Annotated in this window: 18 protein-coding genes and 1 tRNA gene; 2 read left to right on the top strand and 17 right to left on the bottom strand. The window is 27.8% G+C overall.

Annotated elements, in window-relative coordinates:
- Positions 1-4: 4 nt before the first annotated feature.
- The 8 genes from ACI2WZ_RS02110 to rdgB form a co-directional block, all read right to left on the bottom strand.
- On the bottom strand, positions 5-415 hold the full coding sequence (locus ACI2WZ_RS02110) for a hypothetical protein (protein ID WP_500245108.1): 411 nt from the start codon (positions 413-415) through the stop codon (positions 5-7).
- A 74-nt stretch (positions 416-489) separates the two neighbouring features.
- Positions 490-2028, bottom strand: a complete 1539-nt coding sequence (gene fib, locus ACI2WZ_RS02105; RefSeq protein WP_500245107.1) for a cytoskeletal motor fibril protein Fib — start codon at positions 2026-2028, stop codon at positions 490-492.
- A 176-nt stretch (positions 2029-2204) separates the two neighbouring features.
- Positions 2205-2567, bottom strand: coding sequence for a hypothetical protein (locus ACI2WZ_RS02100; RefSeq protein WP_023789192.1), 363 nt, complete (start codon positions 2565-2567; stop codon positions 2205-2207).
- 20 nt (positions 2568-2587) lie between these two features.
- Positions 2588-4255, bottom strand: coding sequence for a vWA domain-containing protein (locus ACI2WZ_RS02095; protein ID WP_023789191.1), 1668 nt, complete (start codon positions 4253-4255; stop codon positions 2588-2590).
- A 21-nt stretch (positions 4256-4276) separates the two neighbouring features.
- Positions 4277-5782, bottom strand: a complete 1506-nt coding sequence (locus tag ACI2WZ_RS02090) for an AAA family ATPase (RefSeq protein ID WP_023789190.1) — start codon at positions 5780-5782, stop codon at positions 4277-4279.
- A gap of 71 nt (positions 5783-5853) precedes the next feature.
- The gene (locus ACI2WZ_RS02085; protein WP_500245106.1) at positions 5854-7218 is read right to left on the bottom strand and encodes a DEAD/DEAH box helicase; all 1365 of its coding nucleotides are present in this window, start codon (positions 7216-7218) and stop codon (positions 5854-5856) included.
- Between the two features lie 36 nt (positions 7219-7254).
- On the bottom strand, positions 7255-7770 hold the full coding sequence (locus tag ACI2WZ_RS02080; protein ID WP_023789188.1) for a tRNA (cytidine(34)-2'-O)-methyltransferase: 516 nt from the start codon (positions 7768-7770) through the stop codon (positions 7255-7257).
- A gap of 117 nt (positions 7771-7887) precedes the next feature.
- Positions 7888-8496, bottom strand: coding sequence for an RdgB/HAM1 family non-canonical purine NTP pyrophosphatase (rdgB, locus tag ACI2WZ_RS02075; protein WP_500245105.1), 609 nt, complete (start codon positions 8494-8496; stop codon positions 7888-7890).
- 53 nt (positions 8497-8549) lie between these two features.
- On the opposite strand from rdgB, the gene ACI2WZ_RS02070 reads away from it, so the two are divergent.
- The gene (locus ACI2WZ_RS02070; protein ID WP_500245104.1) at positions 8550-9350 is read left to right on the top strand and encodes a phosphotransferase; all 801 of its coding nucleotides are present in this window, start codon (positions 8550-8552) and stop codon (positions 9348-9350) included.
- Positions 9351-9353: 3 nt separating this feature from the next.
- Here the strand turns inward: ACI2WZ_RS02070 and ACI2WZ_RS02065 are convergent, their stop codons facing one another.
- The 9 genes from ACI2WZ_RS02065 to truB all read right to left on the bottom strand — a co-directional run bounded on the left by ACI2WZ_RS02065 (position 9354) and on the right by truB (position 16336).
- Positions 9354-10082: a DxFTY motif-containing membrane protein gene (locus ACI2WZ_RS02065; RefSeq protein WP_500245103.1), complete on the bottom strand. Its 729-nt coding sequence runs from the start codon at positions 10080-10082 to the stop codon at positions 9354-9356.
- A gap of 56 nt (positions 10083-10138) precedes the next feature.
- Positions 10139-10212: transfer RNA gene (locus tag ACI2WZ_RS02060), tRNA-Gly, on the bottom strand.
- Positions 10213-10352: 140 nt separating this feature from the next.
- Positions 10353-11132 carry a MurR/RpiR family transcriptional regulator gene (locus ACI2WZ_RS02055; protein WP_500245102.1) on the bottom strand — a complete coding sequence of 260 codons (780 nt, stop codon included), beginning with the start codon at positions 11130-11132 and terminating at the stop codon, positions 10353-10355.
- 21 nt (positions 11133-11153) lie between these two features.
- Entirely contained in the window at positions 11154-12083 is a 930-nt protein-coding gene (gene miaA, locus ACI2WZ_RS02050) for a tRNA (adenosine(37)-N6)-dimethylallyltransferase MiaA (protein ID WP_500245101.1), read from the bottom strand.
- Positions 12084-12306: 223 nt separating this feature from the next.
- Positions 12307-12867 (bottom strand): hypothetical protein, encoded by a 561-nt coding sequence (locus ACI2WZ_RS02045; protein WP_500222929.1) that lies wholly within the window; start codon positions 12865-12867, stop codon positions 12307-12309.
- A 147-nt stretch (positions 12868-13014) separates the two neighbouring features.
- Entirely contained in the window at positions 13015-14232 is a 1218-nt protein-coding gene (locus ACI2WZ_RS02040; protein ID WP_500245100.1) for an FGGY family carbohydrate kinase, read from the bottom strand.
- 62 nt (positions 14233-14294) lie between these two features.
- Positions 14295-14561, bottom strand: coding sequence for a 30S ribosomal protein S15 (gene rpsO, locus ACI2WZ_RS02035; RefSeq protein WP_023789180.1), 267 nt, complete (start codon positions 14559-14561; stop codon positions 14295-14297).
- 109 nt (positions 14562-14670) lie between these two features.
- A complete protein-coding gene (locus ACI2WZ_RS02030; protein WP_500245099.1) occupies positions 14671-15423 on the bottom strand; it encodes a nucleotidyl transferase family protein in 753 nt (250 codons plus the stop codon).
- The gene (gene truB, locus ACI2WZ_RS02025; protein WP_500245098.1) at positions 15410-16336 is read right to left on the bottom strand and encodes a tRNA pseudouridine(55) synthase TruB; all 927 of its coding nucleotides are present in this window, start codon (positions 16334-16336) and stop codon (positions 15410-15412) included. The genes ACI2WZ_RS02030 and truB overlap by 14 nt, the downstream gene beginning before the upstream one ends.
- Positions 16337-16393: 57 nt before the next feature.
- Between truB and ACI2WZ_RS02020 the strand changes: the two genes are divergently transcribed.
- Positions 16394-16978: a hypothetical protein gene (locus ACI2WZ_RS02020; RefSeq protein ID WP_144083784.1), complete on the top strand. Its 585-nt coding sequence runs from the start codon at positions 16394-16396 to the stop codon at positions 16976-16978.
- Positions 16979-16989 lie beyond the last annotated feature (11 nt).

Raw genomic sequence — 16989 nt, 5'->3', positions numbered from 1 at the left:
TTTTTTATTTATTATAGTCATCTTTATTTTTTTTGACATTATTTATTAAACTTGACAAATTATTTGAGTTTCTTTTTTGTTTTTGTCGATTTAATATCAATTCTCTTAATACATCCGAATCATAAGCTGATTTACCTTTTTGGCTTGCACGCATTATAATTTCTCTTTCATCACTAGACTCGGGCGTATATTTTATTTCTTTTTTGATATTAGTATTTTTATTTTTCGCGTCAAAAATAATCTTTTGAATTCCCGATAAGTTATCATAAGAATTTTTATTAGGTTGCGGTGTTTTTTTAGAATTAGTTTCAATACTGAAACTTAAATTTTCTAACTCCATTGTTGATAATTCTAATAACTCTTCAAAAGCGAGTTCAACCGTTTTATCATTATCAATTAAAGTTTTTTTACTCATTATTGTGGCCACCTTTAATATAAAAATAACATAAACAAATAAAAAAAATCACATAAAGTGATTTTATTTTGTAATTATCCTTTTGTTTTCAAACGAATTGTAACTTTGAATGAACCAACTTTCAATGGGTCATAATCATTTCTTGTAATATCAACAACAGTGAAATCTTTTTGATCTTTTGCTGAGAATCCACCAAAAACAACTGGTTGGTTGGCTTTTGATTTAGTTTCGATAAATACAGGAATTTTGATTGCTCCCATTGCAGGAACTTTAATGTATACAACTATTTTTTCAAATGGTGAGTCAACATCTGCTAATTGTTCATTTAAGTGTTTAATGAACTCGTTAGCAACAAGACTAGAACCTTTTTTTCTACCTTCTACAAACTCGTGAGTTTGGTTGTGAGTAATGTAGAAAGAGATAGCAGCATCAACAGTTACTAACAAGTGTTTTTTGTTAACTGTTGCACCATCATAAGTATATGAAGATTTATCTTGAGAACGTTCTGCAATTACTTTAGCAATAGCTTTTGAAACTTCTTCGATTGAATTTATTTTACTTTTCTTAACATCATATTTAGCTGATTTATTTCATAATAGTTCATCATCATTAACATGCATATTTTGTAAGAACATTAATTTACGTAATCATTTTTTAGGAGCATTTTTTCACTCATCTTCTCCTAAAATAACTTTTGATGGACCTTCATCCTCAATTTTTGATTTCATAACTTCAACAATATCAAGTGCTTCTGGTTTAAGACTTTTTTTGTCAACCAACATAACTGATGGTCCCATACCTGAGATGATTGATGCTACATCACCCTTAAAGCGTTTAACTCATGAATCGTGTTCTAATTCAAATAACTCGTTAATTACTTCTAATTCATCGATTGAGTTTTTTGTGAAGTCTAACACATATCTTGATGATAATAAGTTGAATAATCTTGCTAATAAGTATTTTAATGTATTTGCAGTTTCATAGATTTTAAATTTGTGTAGTGGATCGTTATCTCATGGAGATAAAGCATTGTTGTACATAATTTTCATTGCAACAAAGTTTACACTAGATTTTTTAGCAACTTGAGCTAATGCTCCAGCTTCTGTATCTATAACATCAATAGTTTGACCATATTTGTCAACCATTTCTTTAAATTGTTTTGAGTTGTAGATTAACATATCTGATGTTCCTACAATCCCATCTGAAACTCCAAGTTTGAAGTTTTTTACTTCATTTACAAATTCAGTGTTGAAAGTAAATGCTTCTGGTTCATGAACAATTTGTCCATATTTAATATCTTTGAAAACAGTCAAGTCTGCATCTCTATAAATAAATTTAGTTGCCATAACTGTATCTGTTGTATCAAATTTGTCGTTTGTTGATAATGCCAAGTCTACGTTTAGTACTGTTTCTAAACCTGGGTATTCTTCCATTAAGTATGTAATTGCCATAGCAGCATTTGCTTTACCATATCCGATAGTAGCTATAACAAAAAATTTTCCTCTATATTTAACATGTTGAATAACCATATTTCTTCATCAGTATTTTTTTACCGTTCTAATTCCAGGACGATCTTTAACTGTAAAGTAGGCTGTCGAAATAATTCCGATCATCTTGTGTCACCTCATAATTTCCGTTTTTTACCTCTATAGTATGTTTAACATATATAAAGATTATTATTATTATACTAAAAAATCGATAAAAGGGGTTGATTTTTTTCAACAAATAATTATTTGCGGAAAATAAATACAAACTTCTAAACGATTATTATTTACTTTAAAAATATTAATTACTCGGTTTTCAAAATATCTAAAGTCATAACAAACGACTCAATTGTTTCAGCAGAAAATAATTTGCCATTGTAGTTATTTTTTTCTGCGTCAACTCCGTGAAACATAATTGAGATATCTCGATTATCAATCAATCCTTGAACCCCTGATACTGTCACTAACTTTTCTACAAGAGTTTTACCAAAAAAAAGTGGTTCTGTTTGAGTTAGAATACCAAACTCCATTCTTTTAAAAAAACCAAAGCCAGTTATTTTTGCATCGATTATCATATATTCACGAACAACATTATTAAGCATTGAAAACAAATCTTCATTTTTTTCAAAATAAAGAATTATTAAGTTTCCTTTTTCTCTAATTTCCATATATATCCCCTCAAAGAAACTTAACCAAATAGTTCTTTATTTCTTTTCTCTAACTCTTGAGCTTTTTGTTTTGCTTTTTCTAATTTTTTAGATTTTGGTGAAGTCTTATGAACTTCTCGCATTCTTTTTTTATCTCTAATTGCATTCATTTCAGCCAATTGCTCATCACGATAAGCAACTTCTTCTTCTTTAAGTTCTCTTAGGTCTCTTAAAGTTTCATTTAATGATTTTACAATTTGTTGAGTTGCATAAGGGTCGTTAGGATCATAATACATAACATTATCAAAAACTTCTTGTGTTTCAACATTTGGCATTGTACCAACCACTAAGGAATGAAATCTATTATAGTTTTCTTTTAAATTAGCAATTTGTAGTCTTGTTTTATTTGGAACAGAATCCATCATGAAATCTGAAACCATTAGAAGATCAGCTCTTTTAAATTCTTCGGTTGTCATTTTTTGTATTGCTTTTTGAAAAGCAGGAACAGAGTTTGTTCTACCGTAAAATGAATTTGCAAGAAATTCTAGCATTTTTTTTATATTTACATTTCTTGCTTTGACAACGAATTCTTCAACATGTTGATTTGCAAAGTTTAAAAAAATTAAATCCCTGTTTTCTTTTAAAGCTACTTTTGCAACCGCCATTGATAATGCTTTGGCTATATATTCACCAGCACCTTCCATCGAACTAGAAGTATCTATACAAATTATAAACTTTCCTTGTTCCAATGGAATTGGAGCTTCGTATTCAACCTCTTCAATCTCATGCTCAATAATTCTTTCATTTGACTCAAACAAAAATGATTGTAATTGTGATTCAACAAACTTTTTAAAAAATATAATTTCTAAATCTTCATCAAAAAGATTTGCAAGCTCCATTGGTAATAGTCTTTCAATATCTTTTGACATTGTTATACCAACTAACTCTTCTGGGTTATAAGGTAATTTAACTTCTGTAGGGTAAGTTGTAATTTGTTCAGTAATGTTTACTTCCATTTTGTCATCTTCACCATTAAGCCTACCAAGCATTTCGGCAATTTTTAGAATTGATGGATCTTTAAAAAGGAACTCAGTGAATCTAGAGATTGATTCTATATTTTGATTTTTTAATTCATCTTCGATATTTGCAACCTTACCAAAAACGTCATACATAGTTTTATAAATACGGGCATACTTTCCGTAGTTTTTTATTATAGAGTAAATTTCAACTAAATAGTTATAGCGCAAATCTTCGACAGTCTTCATACGAAAATCTATTATTCTTTTAGTTAACATAAATGTTCAAGTACTAAAAAATTCAGTTAACCATTCGCGTCCTCTTAGTTCAACATAACCATTATCAATTTTTCATTTCATTGTATCAATATATGTTGAAAATGGAGAGTCAAACTCCATCAACTTTGTTTGTATTAAATTGATATTCTTAGCAAAACTTACTTCATCATATTTATCAGAAATAAAGTTGTAATAGACAATTTCTTTTCTAATTGGTTCAGGTAATTTTATTTGATTGATAGTCGACATTTTAGAGGCGCTATAAAAATTATTAATTTTATCATCTAATTGCTCTGCGGCATGTTCATGGTTTTTTTTGAATAACAAAAATTCGCTGTTGTGAAGATCTTTCTTTCTTAACTTTTCAAGCTCTTTGTTTATTTCACTTTTAGGTTTTTCTAAATCAAATTCCATAATGCCACCCTCTTTTAACGATTAATATTGTTCAATTTCGATGTCTGATTGTTCTTCGTTAGAAGTTTTCTTATTAAAAGTATCAAATGCTTCAGATATTTTTTCGTTATAAATATCTTCAAAGAAAATACAATTCATACCTGTATATTTTTTATATTCTTTGTACATTTTCTTTGAAACTTCTAAGACTTTTTTTTCAACTTCTTGAACTTCTTGACTTAAAGTTATCATTTGATTATTAAATTCTCCAGGATTATCATTCTGAACTTGATACTTTTTGTTTTCATTAACAAAAAGTATTTGATCAGATTTGTAAGATTTAACTAATGTAACTTGGCTACCAACATATTTATTTATGTTTGGTCCAAAGTGTAGTTCCACTTCGAAAGATTCGCTAGTTAATTTACTTATTTTATTTCAGTCAGCAGCGGAAATAAAACAATATCTGTAGTTGTCACCACCGTCTGTAAAGTTAATTAAATAATAGGTACCAATAAGTTTTCCTCTAAAGGGAGAATCGTATGGAGTTAATCTTAAATATTGTGCTTCTACTTGACCAATTTGAGAGTTAATTGTATCAAGTTGATTTAATAAGTTTCTTTTTTCATTTCTTCAATCTAAACCAAACTGATCCAAAAATGCTTGGAAAAAGATTTCTTTATAGGTTTTCTCTTGTTCTTCATTATCTCATATACAAAAAGGAATAACAAATAAGTCTGGGATGTCAGTTTCCCCTCTTCCATTAAAAAAGGCACTTGTTTTCATCAAACCAGCTATTTTCTTTCATCTACGGTCTGATATATAAGCTTCTCCATTTGTGTCTTTTTGCATTTTTTTTCTGAAATAGTGTATAAAGTCTAAAGTTTTTCTACTCATATTGACTTGTCTAGATTGTTTTTTTCAAGCCTCTAATTCAACAATCGAGATTTGTAGACTTGGATCAACATCAACATCTAATGCAGAATCTGAATTTAATAGATCATCAAAGTTATTTTCACTTTTTAAACCCTCTGCAATGTATCTAATAATGAATCTATCGAAAAGAGCTTCTAATCCTTCACCCTCTGCTGGTAGTTCGTTTGATGCTGAAATTAATAATTTCAAAGGAACCTTAATATCATTTGGTCCGTTTCTAAAAAGTTTCTCATTAATAATTGTAAGAAGTGTATTTTGAATACTTGGTCCAGCTTTTCAAATTTCGTCTAAAAATCCAACATTAGCTGATGGTAAGAAACCATCAATAACTCTAACATATTTTCCTTCTTTAAGTAATTTAAGATCAATAGGACCATATATTTCTTCTGGAGTTGAGAATTTACTCATCAAATATTCAAAATTTTTCCCGTTTTTAATTGCAAATTTCATTCTACGAGATATAAGCGACTTTGCTATACCTGGCTTACCTAGTAAAAAAATAGACTCTTCACCCAAGAGTGCTAACATTGCTAATTTGAAGATTGTTTCTTTTTCATAAACTTGATAAGAAAGTACCTCAATCAGCTTTTTAATTCTTTCTGTTATATCCATAATTGCTCCCCTTTAAATATTATGATTATAGAACATATAAGTTCATTTTTAAACTTTAATATTGTAATTTTTTAATTGTCAAACAAATCTTCACGTCTTTTTTTGTATTTTGCTTTTTTAATTTTAGCAATTGATTCTTTAATATGTTTTCTTCGAATGTCTTTCTTAATTTTATCGATTTCTGCCTTACGCTTCTTTTTGTATCCAGGTTTAATTGATTTAGCTTTATATTTGCTGATTATTTTTTGTTCTTCGATGTTAGCTGGATTATTTTTATTTATAACTTTCTTTTTACTTTTTTGAGTTATTTCAACTAAATCGTTTTGTACAAGTTTTTTATTTGTAAAAGTGAACCCCATTGATTTCAAAGTATCAATTTGGTGTTGATTATTTGAATTAAATAAAATGTAACTTTGACCAGTATAGTTATTTCTACCTGTTCTTCCACTCCTGTGAACATAATATTCCAATTCTTTTGGTAAATCTATCGAAATTATATGACTAACACCATCTATATCCATACCACGGGATGCAACATCACTTGCAACTATTCATTTAAACTCCATATTTTGGATTCTCTTTTGCATATTTGTTCTTACACGAGCATCTAAATCTCCGTGTAATTCACCAACATTTTTTATACCAAACTCATTTAGTCATGAAATTATTTCTTTTATTTGATCTTTTTTATTTACAAAAATCATTGCGATATATGGATTAATTGAATCTACGATTATTTTAAGTACATCTTTATTTTCTTTGTTTTTTGTTCATACTAGAACGTGTTCAATATTTTTATTACTTGGTTTTTTTTCAGTACTCTCTATAAAAATAGCTTTAGAAAGATATTTTGATAGAAATGGTTTTAAACCATTACTAATAGTTGCTGAAAATAAACTTATTGAAACATTCTCATTCATTTTAGATAATATGAAGTCCAACTCATCAATGAAACCTAGGTCAAATATCATATCACACTCGTCGATAACGACATTTTTAGCTGTTGTGATTTGTAAAGCATTTTGCTCATACAAGTTTTTTAACCTAGTTGGTGTCCCAACCACTATTAATGGTTGTTTATTTTTTAAAGCTATAGCTTGTTTCTCGAAGTCATCTCCTCCAACAAATAAGGCAACTGAGCTTTCAGAGTTAAATTCTAATAACTCTTTAACATTTTTATAAATTTGTCTTGCAAGTTCTCTAGTTGGCGTAACTATTACAAACTGTGTTTTTTTACTTGCATAATCAATGTTGTTCAAAATAGGTAGTAAAAATGAATGTGTCTTTCCAGTCCCTGTATGTGATTGAGCAATCACTGATTTATGTTTTTTAAGTAAAGGTATTACCTTTTCTTGTATTTTTGTAGGACTAACAAATCCTATTTTTTCTAATGCATCATTTAAGAATTTTTTAAATCCAAAATCTGAAAATTTCATTTTTTACCTCGCTTTTTGATTATACCTTTTTATAATTTATCTTTCTAAATAATCCTCGCCCTTTTCAACTTCTACTAGGCTAAGACCTTCATAATCTCATTGTCTTAATACTTCATAAGATGCTATCCCTACACTATTTGCAATATTCAAACTTCTACCAGTTGATAACATAGGGATTCTAAAACATCTTTCAAGATTCTCTTTCAGAATATTTGTTGGAATTCCAGTAGATTCTCTACCAAAAACTAAAAATATGCTTTCAGATATGACCTTGAAATCAAAAGAAGATGGCGGTTTTTTTCCATATCTAGTCATAAAAAATAATTCTTTTGGTTGATTTATGTTGATGAACTCATCTCAATCTTCATATCTAGCAAATTCGCACCCTTCAAAGTTATTTGCACTACTTCTAAGAAAATTTCTTTTATCAAATACGAAACCAAAAGGTTCGATCAAGTGTAATTTAGCACCAATCAATGCACATGTTCTCATAATTGCCCCAACATTTGCAGCTATTTCTGGTTCATATAAAACAACATTTAATTTACGCATAATTCCTCCAAAACAAAAGAGAGCTAGAAACTCTCTACGATTATCATTATAAAATATCTTAATAATTTTTCGAATTACTTACTAATATTTTAACAAGTTTCAAGGTTTTTCTACATATTAATTTTCTTTGTTATATTCTTTAAAAAATTTTTTCATCAGTTCGATCGCTTGTCGTCTGTGTGATATAGAGTTTTTTTCTTCAAATGTCATTTCCGCAAAAGTCTTAGTATAACCATTAGGAATAAATATCTTATCATATGCAAAACCATTTTCGCCTTTTTGCTCGAATGATATAATGCCATCAACCCTACCAACAAATGTTTTATGAATATTGTTTTTTTCATCTAAGAATGTGATGCATGCAATAAAGTGAGCTTTTCTGTCATTTGGTGTCAATAAATTTGCTTCTTCTAATTTAGATAATAACTTATCGTTTATCTTGGACCAATCAGTCAATGGTTTAGCTCATCTTGCAGAATAAACCCCTGGAAAATTATCAAGATTATCAATACAAATTCCAGAATCGTCTGCTATAACTTTTTCATTAACAATTTTAGCTAAGTACTTTGCTTTTGCTAATGAGTTACCTTCAAAAGTGTTTTCATTCTCAGGAATATCAATATTTTTATCCAAGTCTTTTAAAGTCTTAATTTCATAATCAGTTAGTATAGTTTTAAAGTCTTTTATTTTTCCTTCATTATTAGTTGCAATTCATATTTTTTTCATATTTCCCTCTTTTTTTAGATTATATAGAATAACATTAACTTGAGGTGGCAAAAATGAAAAAAACTTACAAGGGGTTAACAAATGATATTACTGTTGAAAAAGGCTACATAGTTAAAAAATCGAAACCAATAACCATAGAGTATCTAGATAAGAAAAATGAAAAAAACGTATTATTAGAGTTTATCGATGCTGATCAAAAAATTATGTTAAAACCTGCAGCTTTTTCATTTGAAAATGGAGAACTAACCTCAAAATTTCAAATTTTAACAAATCACTTTACATTAGAGGAACTTGAACTTCAAGAAAATCACCTCAAAATGGTTGCATCAGCTATTAAGGAAATGCATGAAGTTGATGTCAATAAAAAAAATATAAAAAACTTTGATTATGAGTTTTTTTTAGATTTTTTTTATAATGGTATTAAAACAATGTTTTATAACTTAACTCAAGAATATGAATTAATTAAGCAAAAGTTGAAAATCATCGATAACTTGGAACAAGTTATTAGTCATAATGATTTGGTTCCTGGAAATATCTTAATTAATGACCAAGAGTTAATATTGATAGATTACGACTTTGTTATGTTAAATAATAAGTTCTTTGATATAGCAAGTTTCATTACAGAAACTTGTTCTAGTAACGATGACTTTGTTAATATTTTTATTGAAGAGTGTTTAAATGAGGGAATTTTAAAGAAAAATGAAATGCATATTTTAAACTTTGTTATCAAATATCAAGATTTGTTGTGGACTTTATGAGCTAATTATATGTATGAAAAAACTAAGGAAAAAATATATTACAAAATTGCTAAAATAAAATACATAGTACTTAAAGAAAGAAAAGATATAAAATAGTAACTATTTAAAGTTACTATTTTTTTTATTTCTTTTTTTATTTTCTTTTTCATCAAGTTTATCATTTATATTTTTTATTCTTTGATTTTTTTTGTTATCACGTTCTTCTAGTTGTTTGTTGATTTTATAATCTAGTTCCTGTTTGAACTTTTGTAAATCTTCTTGTCTCTTATTTTTTTTGAAGATGTAAGTTTCGTACCTTCTTAATTTTATCTCTTTATTAGTTGGTATTTTGTCACCATTTTTTCATGCTTTGTACATGATCTCTAAATTTTCTTTTCGTCGAAGTTCATAATTTTTAAAAACTAATGTAGTAAAAACAGAAATACTCATACTTAATATAATTGCCACTACCACTATTATGAATTTGACTAGAATTCAAACATTTTTATTAGGTAACTTATATCCAATCAAAATAACAGTTATTATTGCTACAGTAATTGTGATTGAGAATGTAAAGTTATCAGATTTATGAAATTTACAAAAATAAAAGATTGTTGTAGATAAAAAAGTATAAAGAAAATAAACAAAACAAATAAGTGCAACAAAACCGATTACTGGTTGTGGTAAATTTTGGTTCATTGTTACACCAAAATCAAACCCTACAAGAATTCAAATTGTGATTCCAGGGATCAGTGATTCGATAGATACGAATAAAACACTTAATAAAAAGTTAGTTCTATCATTATTAAACTCTCTTATAAAATTTATTTGCTTTTTATTTTCTTTCATAACTTACCTTTCCAATTAATAAATAAAAAACCTCATATTGAGGTTAACTTTCATAATGGAGCGGGTGAAGGGAATCGAACCCTCACAGTCAGCTTGGAAGGCTGAAGTTCTACCATTAAACTACACCCGCGAATCAAACACAAGTAGATAATATATCATTAATACATTTGTGTCAATAAATTTTAAAACTTTTTTAATATTTTTTTTATGTTAGCAACCTACAAACAATAATACACCAAATAAAATCAATAATTATAAATAAAATAATAATTATTTTATTTTAGCATTTAAAAAAACTTTTTCTGAGATTAGGAAAAACAATATCATCATTGCAATTGAACGGTATCGATAATCATTTGTGCTTATAGGATAATTAACCATAAGTTTTTCTCATCTACTATCGTCTGGAATTTCTGTTATGTGGTTTTGTGTTGTAATAATAAATACATGAGCAGTCAATATTTTTAAGAAGTCAAGCATTCTAGAAAGTGTATCAGTATCTCTCCCTGTGAAAAGAATTAAAACAACTTCATTTTTAAAATCAATATGTCTTACAATTTCAAGATTGATAGAACTATCCATTATATGAACTTCAATGCCTTGATTTCTTAAAATTGTTTGAAGATAAACTGCTGATTGCATTGATTGAAACGAGGGTGCAATTCACAATTTTCTTCTTTTATTAATAATTTTTGAAAACTTTAAAATGAAATCAGAAGACTCATAAACTCAGGTCTTAATAGCCTCAAAGTTGGTCAAATCAAGATTCTCATAATCTATTTTTTTTGGTGCATCATGACGATTACCACCAAGAGTGTTTTCGTATTCTATTTTCAAACGGATTGTTAATTCTTTGTAACCTTCACACAAGGTTGCTTTAGAAAATTGAGTAATTGTTGCCAATGAAACAAAACAAGTTTCAGCAAGTTCATTTTGTGATTTAAATATCCCTTGCTGGAAATCAAGTAATAACTGTTTAGCTATAATTTTAAAAGTGGTATTTCTGTTATCTTTGATTAGGTTTTCTACACGTTCATACATTGAAATCATAATATCGCCTCATTTTTTTTATTATAAATTATTTAACTTCAAATGTATATAATTTGATACATTTTCAGTCATTACTTGAAAGTTTTGATAATCATGATTAAATCATTTTATGTCCTCAAATTGATTTTTAAACCACGTTAATTGTCTTCTTGCATATCTTCTATTATTTCTTTGCATCAATTCAATACATCTTTCATAATTAATTTCATTTTTTAGATAAGATAGAATTTCTGGTCCACCAATACACTTCAAAGCTTGCGAAGTCTCATTGTAATTATTATCTGATCATGCTTTTTTTATTTCTTCGAATAAACCTTTTTCGACTAGTTTTAAAACCCTATCTTCAATTTTTTTATGTAGAAGTTTCCTATCTGGTTCTATACCAATAATAATTACTTCGTCATAAAACATATGTTTATTATTTTTTATTATCGTTGATTTTACTTGTCCATTTATTTCGAAAATTTCAAGCGCTCTTAAAACTCTGTATCTATTGTTTGGATGTATCGAAAGGGCTGCTTCTTTATCAACTTTTTCTAATACATTTCATAATTCTTGATTATCCAAGTTACTATATTTATTTTCAAAATCAGGAATATGTTCTTTACTATTAAAATTATAGTTCATTATAAGTGCATTAATGAAAAGTCCAGTGCCTCCAACAATAATCGGTAGTTTTCCTCGTTCTAATACCTCATTTATTATCTTTCGACCATCTCTTTGGTAATCAGCAACGCTATAACTTTCATTAACTTTTTTTATTGAGAATAAATGATGTGGAATGCCTTGCATTTCACTTTCTGATATTTTATTAGTTGCAATATCTGTACCTTGAAAAATTTGGGTAGAATCTGCATTGATACATTCTCCATTAAATTTTTGTGCTAGTATGACTGACAAATCAGTTTTACCTGATGCGGTTGGACCAACAATAACGACTATTTTTGACAAGTTAACCTCCTTTTTTGTTTTTTTAACAACTATTAATTTTTAATTCTCATTAAAAAAACAAAAAAAATATTTCCACCCGCTATGAAATGCATGAGATAGGAAATACTAATTTATAGAGCGGTTTTGGACACTCACGCAAACGTAAGAATAACAAATATTCTTGGTGTCCCAAAGGACATATTTATTATAATATAAAAAATATCCCTCTCGGGGATATCTTTTATTATTTCTTAGATAAAGGAGCTTTTCTAATTTCAATATTGATTTTTTTTGGTTCAACAACTGATGATTGGAACAAAACAGTTTTTCTTGCTTTATCCAATGCATCACCAGGAACTTTTACTTCCTTCATGTAGTTATAAATTTGTTGCATTTCTCTAGCGCCAGTAACTGCAGCAACTCAAGGTTCACCAGCTTTACGCTTAATTTTAGCATTCATTCAGTGCAATGCCACAATGTTGTTTACATCATCGTATTCACCTTCTGGATCAACTAGTGCATGAACTCAACCGAATTCAGATTCTAAACCGTATTCATTGTGTTTAATAATTGCTCCCGCTACATCTTTTCTATATATAGCTGAGTTTGTTGCTGATACTGGGTCTGCTTTTTCTCATATAAATTTTTCTTGACCTTCTGTTAACTTAATTAATTTATTAACAATTTTGTTTGGTTTTGGATCAGTAACTTTTTTTCTTGTTTGGATATGTTGTGATCTTTTTGCATTAGAGGCAGCTCTTTTAACTGCTTTTATTTCTGGTCCTTTATTTGTTGTATTTGCCATAATTTTTAGCACCATCTTTCTAGTCTTAAAACATAATCATTTTAATATTCTTTTTTGGAACACCAAAACATATTACTATTATACACCAAAAAATAGTTTTTTTCTATTTAGCACTCTAATTGTTTTCAGAATTTTTTAAGAAAATCCTTAGTTTTTCTTAAAGTACTCTTTCATACCATTAATTGGGTTTGCTTCTTCCACTTCTTTAAAAGTAAAATTATTGTTTGATAAGTTCTTTAATTGATTGTTGATATCTTTGATTTTCAACCCTTTACCACTTATAAATAATTGGCATTTTTTGTTAAGTTTCAGTTCAATATTTGTTCGAAAGTCATTAACTTTGTCTACAATTTGAGAGATTATTGTGAAGATTGTATTTTTTGTAAAATTGTAAGTTAAAACTTTTTGTTGATACAACAAGTAATCATCTTCTTTAAAAAATGATACTTGTCCATCTTCTATTGTTGAGTCTGAGAAATCTAATTCATTTAAGTTCTCATAATCTATATCCAATTGAGAAAGAACAAATTTTATGTTATTGATTCCGTTTTTTGAAAAATACCCGTAAATATATTTACCATTTGTAATTGGATAACAGAAATCTAATTTGTCATCTACTTGAATAGCTTTATTCACGATTACTTTCGAACAAATAAAGTCATCAATAGCCGAGGATATATTATTTTCTTTTTTGGTAATTGCAAGATGTTTAGCATATACTTCAGAAATTCCAGTGCCTATTAAAAAGTTATAACCCTTATATTCAAATTTGTAATTTATATCCTTTTTGGAAATACTTGGGTAAATCAGATTTTTCTTATCAACCAATTTCATAATTGTTTCTGAGAAACACCTTTGTTTGTAATCTAAGAATCCACTTGAGGAAGCATCTGTTATTTCTATAATATTTTCATGAATTAAACTGATTAAAATTCATCCCTTCAGCGTTGTTCATTCGCTAAGGTTCTCATAATTTGCATTTTTAATTTTAAATATAGGTAAATATCCACCATTTATCAATCCATTTATTTTTTTAAGTTTTTTCTTTAGATTTTGTTCGACATTGGATGAAACATTATCAATTGGACAATATCCTTTATCAATTGGTCTCTTATCTTGGTCCAAAAGGATCAAACTGTGACCAAATGATGATAAAAAGACTTTCGTATCTCTTGGATTGTTTTTCAACACTTCATCAAATATCTCATAGATTTCAGGCATAATATTCTCTACGATTATACGATTGTTATAATCGTATAAAAACTCATAGTTAGGTCTCCTTTTTTTGAAAATCAACTTGCGTTTTTCGTTATAAACTTCAACATTTAATGCAAGAGCACTGAAATTAACATAAACTTCGTTCATTTTTTTACCTCGATTTTAAATATTTTATAATAATAAAAGATAAAAAAAACCTTTTTTAAAGGTTATTTTCTTATTTTTAGTCTTTCGATTATTGATTTGTATCTTTCAACATCTTTTTTTAATAAGAAGTTTAGTAAGTGTCTTCTTTTAGCAACTTTTTTTAATAAACTTCTTCTTGAAGTTATATCTTTTTTATGAACAGACAAATGTTCAGTAAGGTTTGATATATCTGTTGTAAGCAAAGCAATTTGAACTTCTGCTTTTCCAGTATCTTTTGGATTGCTACCAAATTCGTTTAGAATATCTTCTTTTTGTTTTTTTGAAACCATATTTCTTTCCCCTTTTAAACTTGATTGAAAAAGTTTAAACAAAGCTAAAATTTAGGGAAAATCATAGCAATGTAAAAACATCAATACCGAATAATTATAGCAAATTTTTTTATTTTTTATAAAATTTTAATATTTTTATGCAATATTTTTTAGAGTGCATTAGATTATCGATTTTAAAAAAATTATTTATATATTGAACTTTTAACTTTTTGTTATCAATTTCAATTTTATAAGTTCCTTCTCTCAATTCTAAATTACTATCAACTATTGAAAACATATTTTTTTTGTTCGAATTACTAATGATTTCAATTTCTAAATCCCGTTTGATTTGTCTACGAACTTTCCTTATCAAACCATTTTTTAAATAATATTTGATGTTCGATGTTGAGTATTTTTCACATCGTCTGTATATAATTACATTTTCAGATTTAAAAACACTTATTAAATCCGAAACATTCCCTGAACTCTTGTGTCCAAAAGTAAAATCACTTCCTACAATTATCTTTTCTACAAGAACCTTATCTTTTAAAAAAATAATAAATTCTTGTTTTGAGGTGGCGATTGTTTTATCGTTTACTTGAATCTCAAGAATAAAATTTGGTTTGTAGGAAGATGAAATTAAATCATATTTTATGTGATTTGATTGAATGATAGTATTTTTATTCCTTAAATAATCTCTTATTTTTTTTGAAAATGTAATTACACCTCAATCAAGATCATATTTTTGGGCTATTTTTTGAGCTCTCCTTAAAATTTTTTGATGGTATTTATGTAATCCATCGAAAAAACCAATACAAACTACTGTCCCCTTTTGAAAACTGAGATTCTCGTTTTCTTCAAGGTTGGAGTTAATTAATACCATTAAAATTTGACCTTTCAGCGTCTGTTAAAATTGCCTTATCATCAACTTCTCATAATCCTCTTTGACATGCATAAAGTTCGTGTGCCACTCATCGATATATTGCTATGACATTTTTTTTGTCATCAATTATAAAAACAATTGGAACGTTTATATTAACTAATGTGATAGCTTTACCTTGTTTTATATCTTCAATTTTATGGTATTCTATCAGAGCTTGTTTATTTTGAATTAATCCATCATAGATAGAGATGATATCGTTCTCAGTCACTTCCTCAATAGTTTTTGCTTCAGTTAAGAAGAACTCACCAGAAGCCACTCTTTCTAACTCCTTGACTGTACTAATCGTTGATAAGTCTTTTGCAATATCTTTTACTAAACTTCTTATGTAAGTTCCCTTACTACAACTAACACTAAGCTTAATTGTTCCTAGTTTTGAATTATAATCTAAAAGCTTACAACTATTTATCGTCACAGTTCTAGGTTTTATTTCAACAGATTGATTATTTCTTGCATATTCGTATAACTTCTTACCCTCTACTTTAACAGCAGAATAGATTGGTGGATATTGTTCATACATATATCCATCGTATTTATTGACAACATCAGTAATTTCTTTTTTACTGAACTTTCTTGGTGTTTCTTCTTTCAATACTGCTCCAGTGATGTCATTAGAATCTGTTTGAATAAATAATTTCATTGTAACATTGTAAATCTTATCTTTACTCAATAAGTAATTTGAAATTTTAGTAGCTTGGTTAACAAGTATTACCATTATCCCTGTCGCCAATGGATCTAATGTACCTGCATGACCAATTTTCTTTATTTGGAATTTTCTTTTTAGTTTTTGTATTAGATCATTTGAAGTTATACCGCTTGGTTTATTTATTAAATAAATACCTGATTTTTGAGACATAAATACCTCCAAGTTGTCTAATCACATTTAACTTAATTATACCCTCTACTGTCCTATTTGAAAAGGAAAAATGGTCATATTTATGTTATAATATTTACAATTGATAAGCGGCGGGGTGATATTGTGCGTATAAAATCAGATTTTTATCGTGAAATCGAAGCAGAATTTAAAACTATTGCCGAAAAAGAAAACTTGGGTGGAGGAGCAAATCCTGTAAGTAACTTGAGCACTCAAATGTTTTACTTGTCCAAACATCAGTTCAACTCTTTCGATGATTTTGATCAAGCAGTTGTTAGTGAAGTAGCAAATACAATTCAATCACTTGAAGACATAATTGTTAAAAAAGCTTTATCTTACCAACAATTGGCTAAAGAAACCTATAATCAAAACATTGACCCACAAAAATGAGTGGATTATGCTCAAAGTGAAGCATATAAACTTAGTTATGAAATGTATGATGAAAGAGAATTAAAGTATTTAAGACATTTTCATATCATTTGATTAACATGAGTGTTTTGTGATGAAGAATTGAAAAAATTGAGAATAAAAGCTAGTAGAGATCTTTATAGACATATCGGAAAAACAGCTGAAAATGTTCATATCAAGCGAAGAAATGACCTTATGAAGCAAAAAGATAAGTAAAAACAACCTTA

It is taken from the genome of Spiroplasma endosymbiont of Megachile willughbiella, from assembly GCF_964273395.1.
GTDB lineage: Bacteria > Bacillota_I > Bacilli_A > Mycoplasmatales > Mycoplasmataceae > Spiroplasma_A > Spiroplasma_A apis.
The sequence above is the reverse complement of the archived record's forward strand: the minus strand, read 5'-3'. Positions and strand labels throughout refer to the sequence as shown.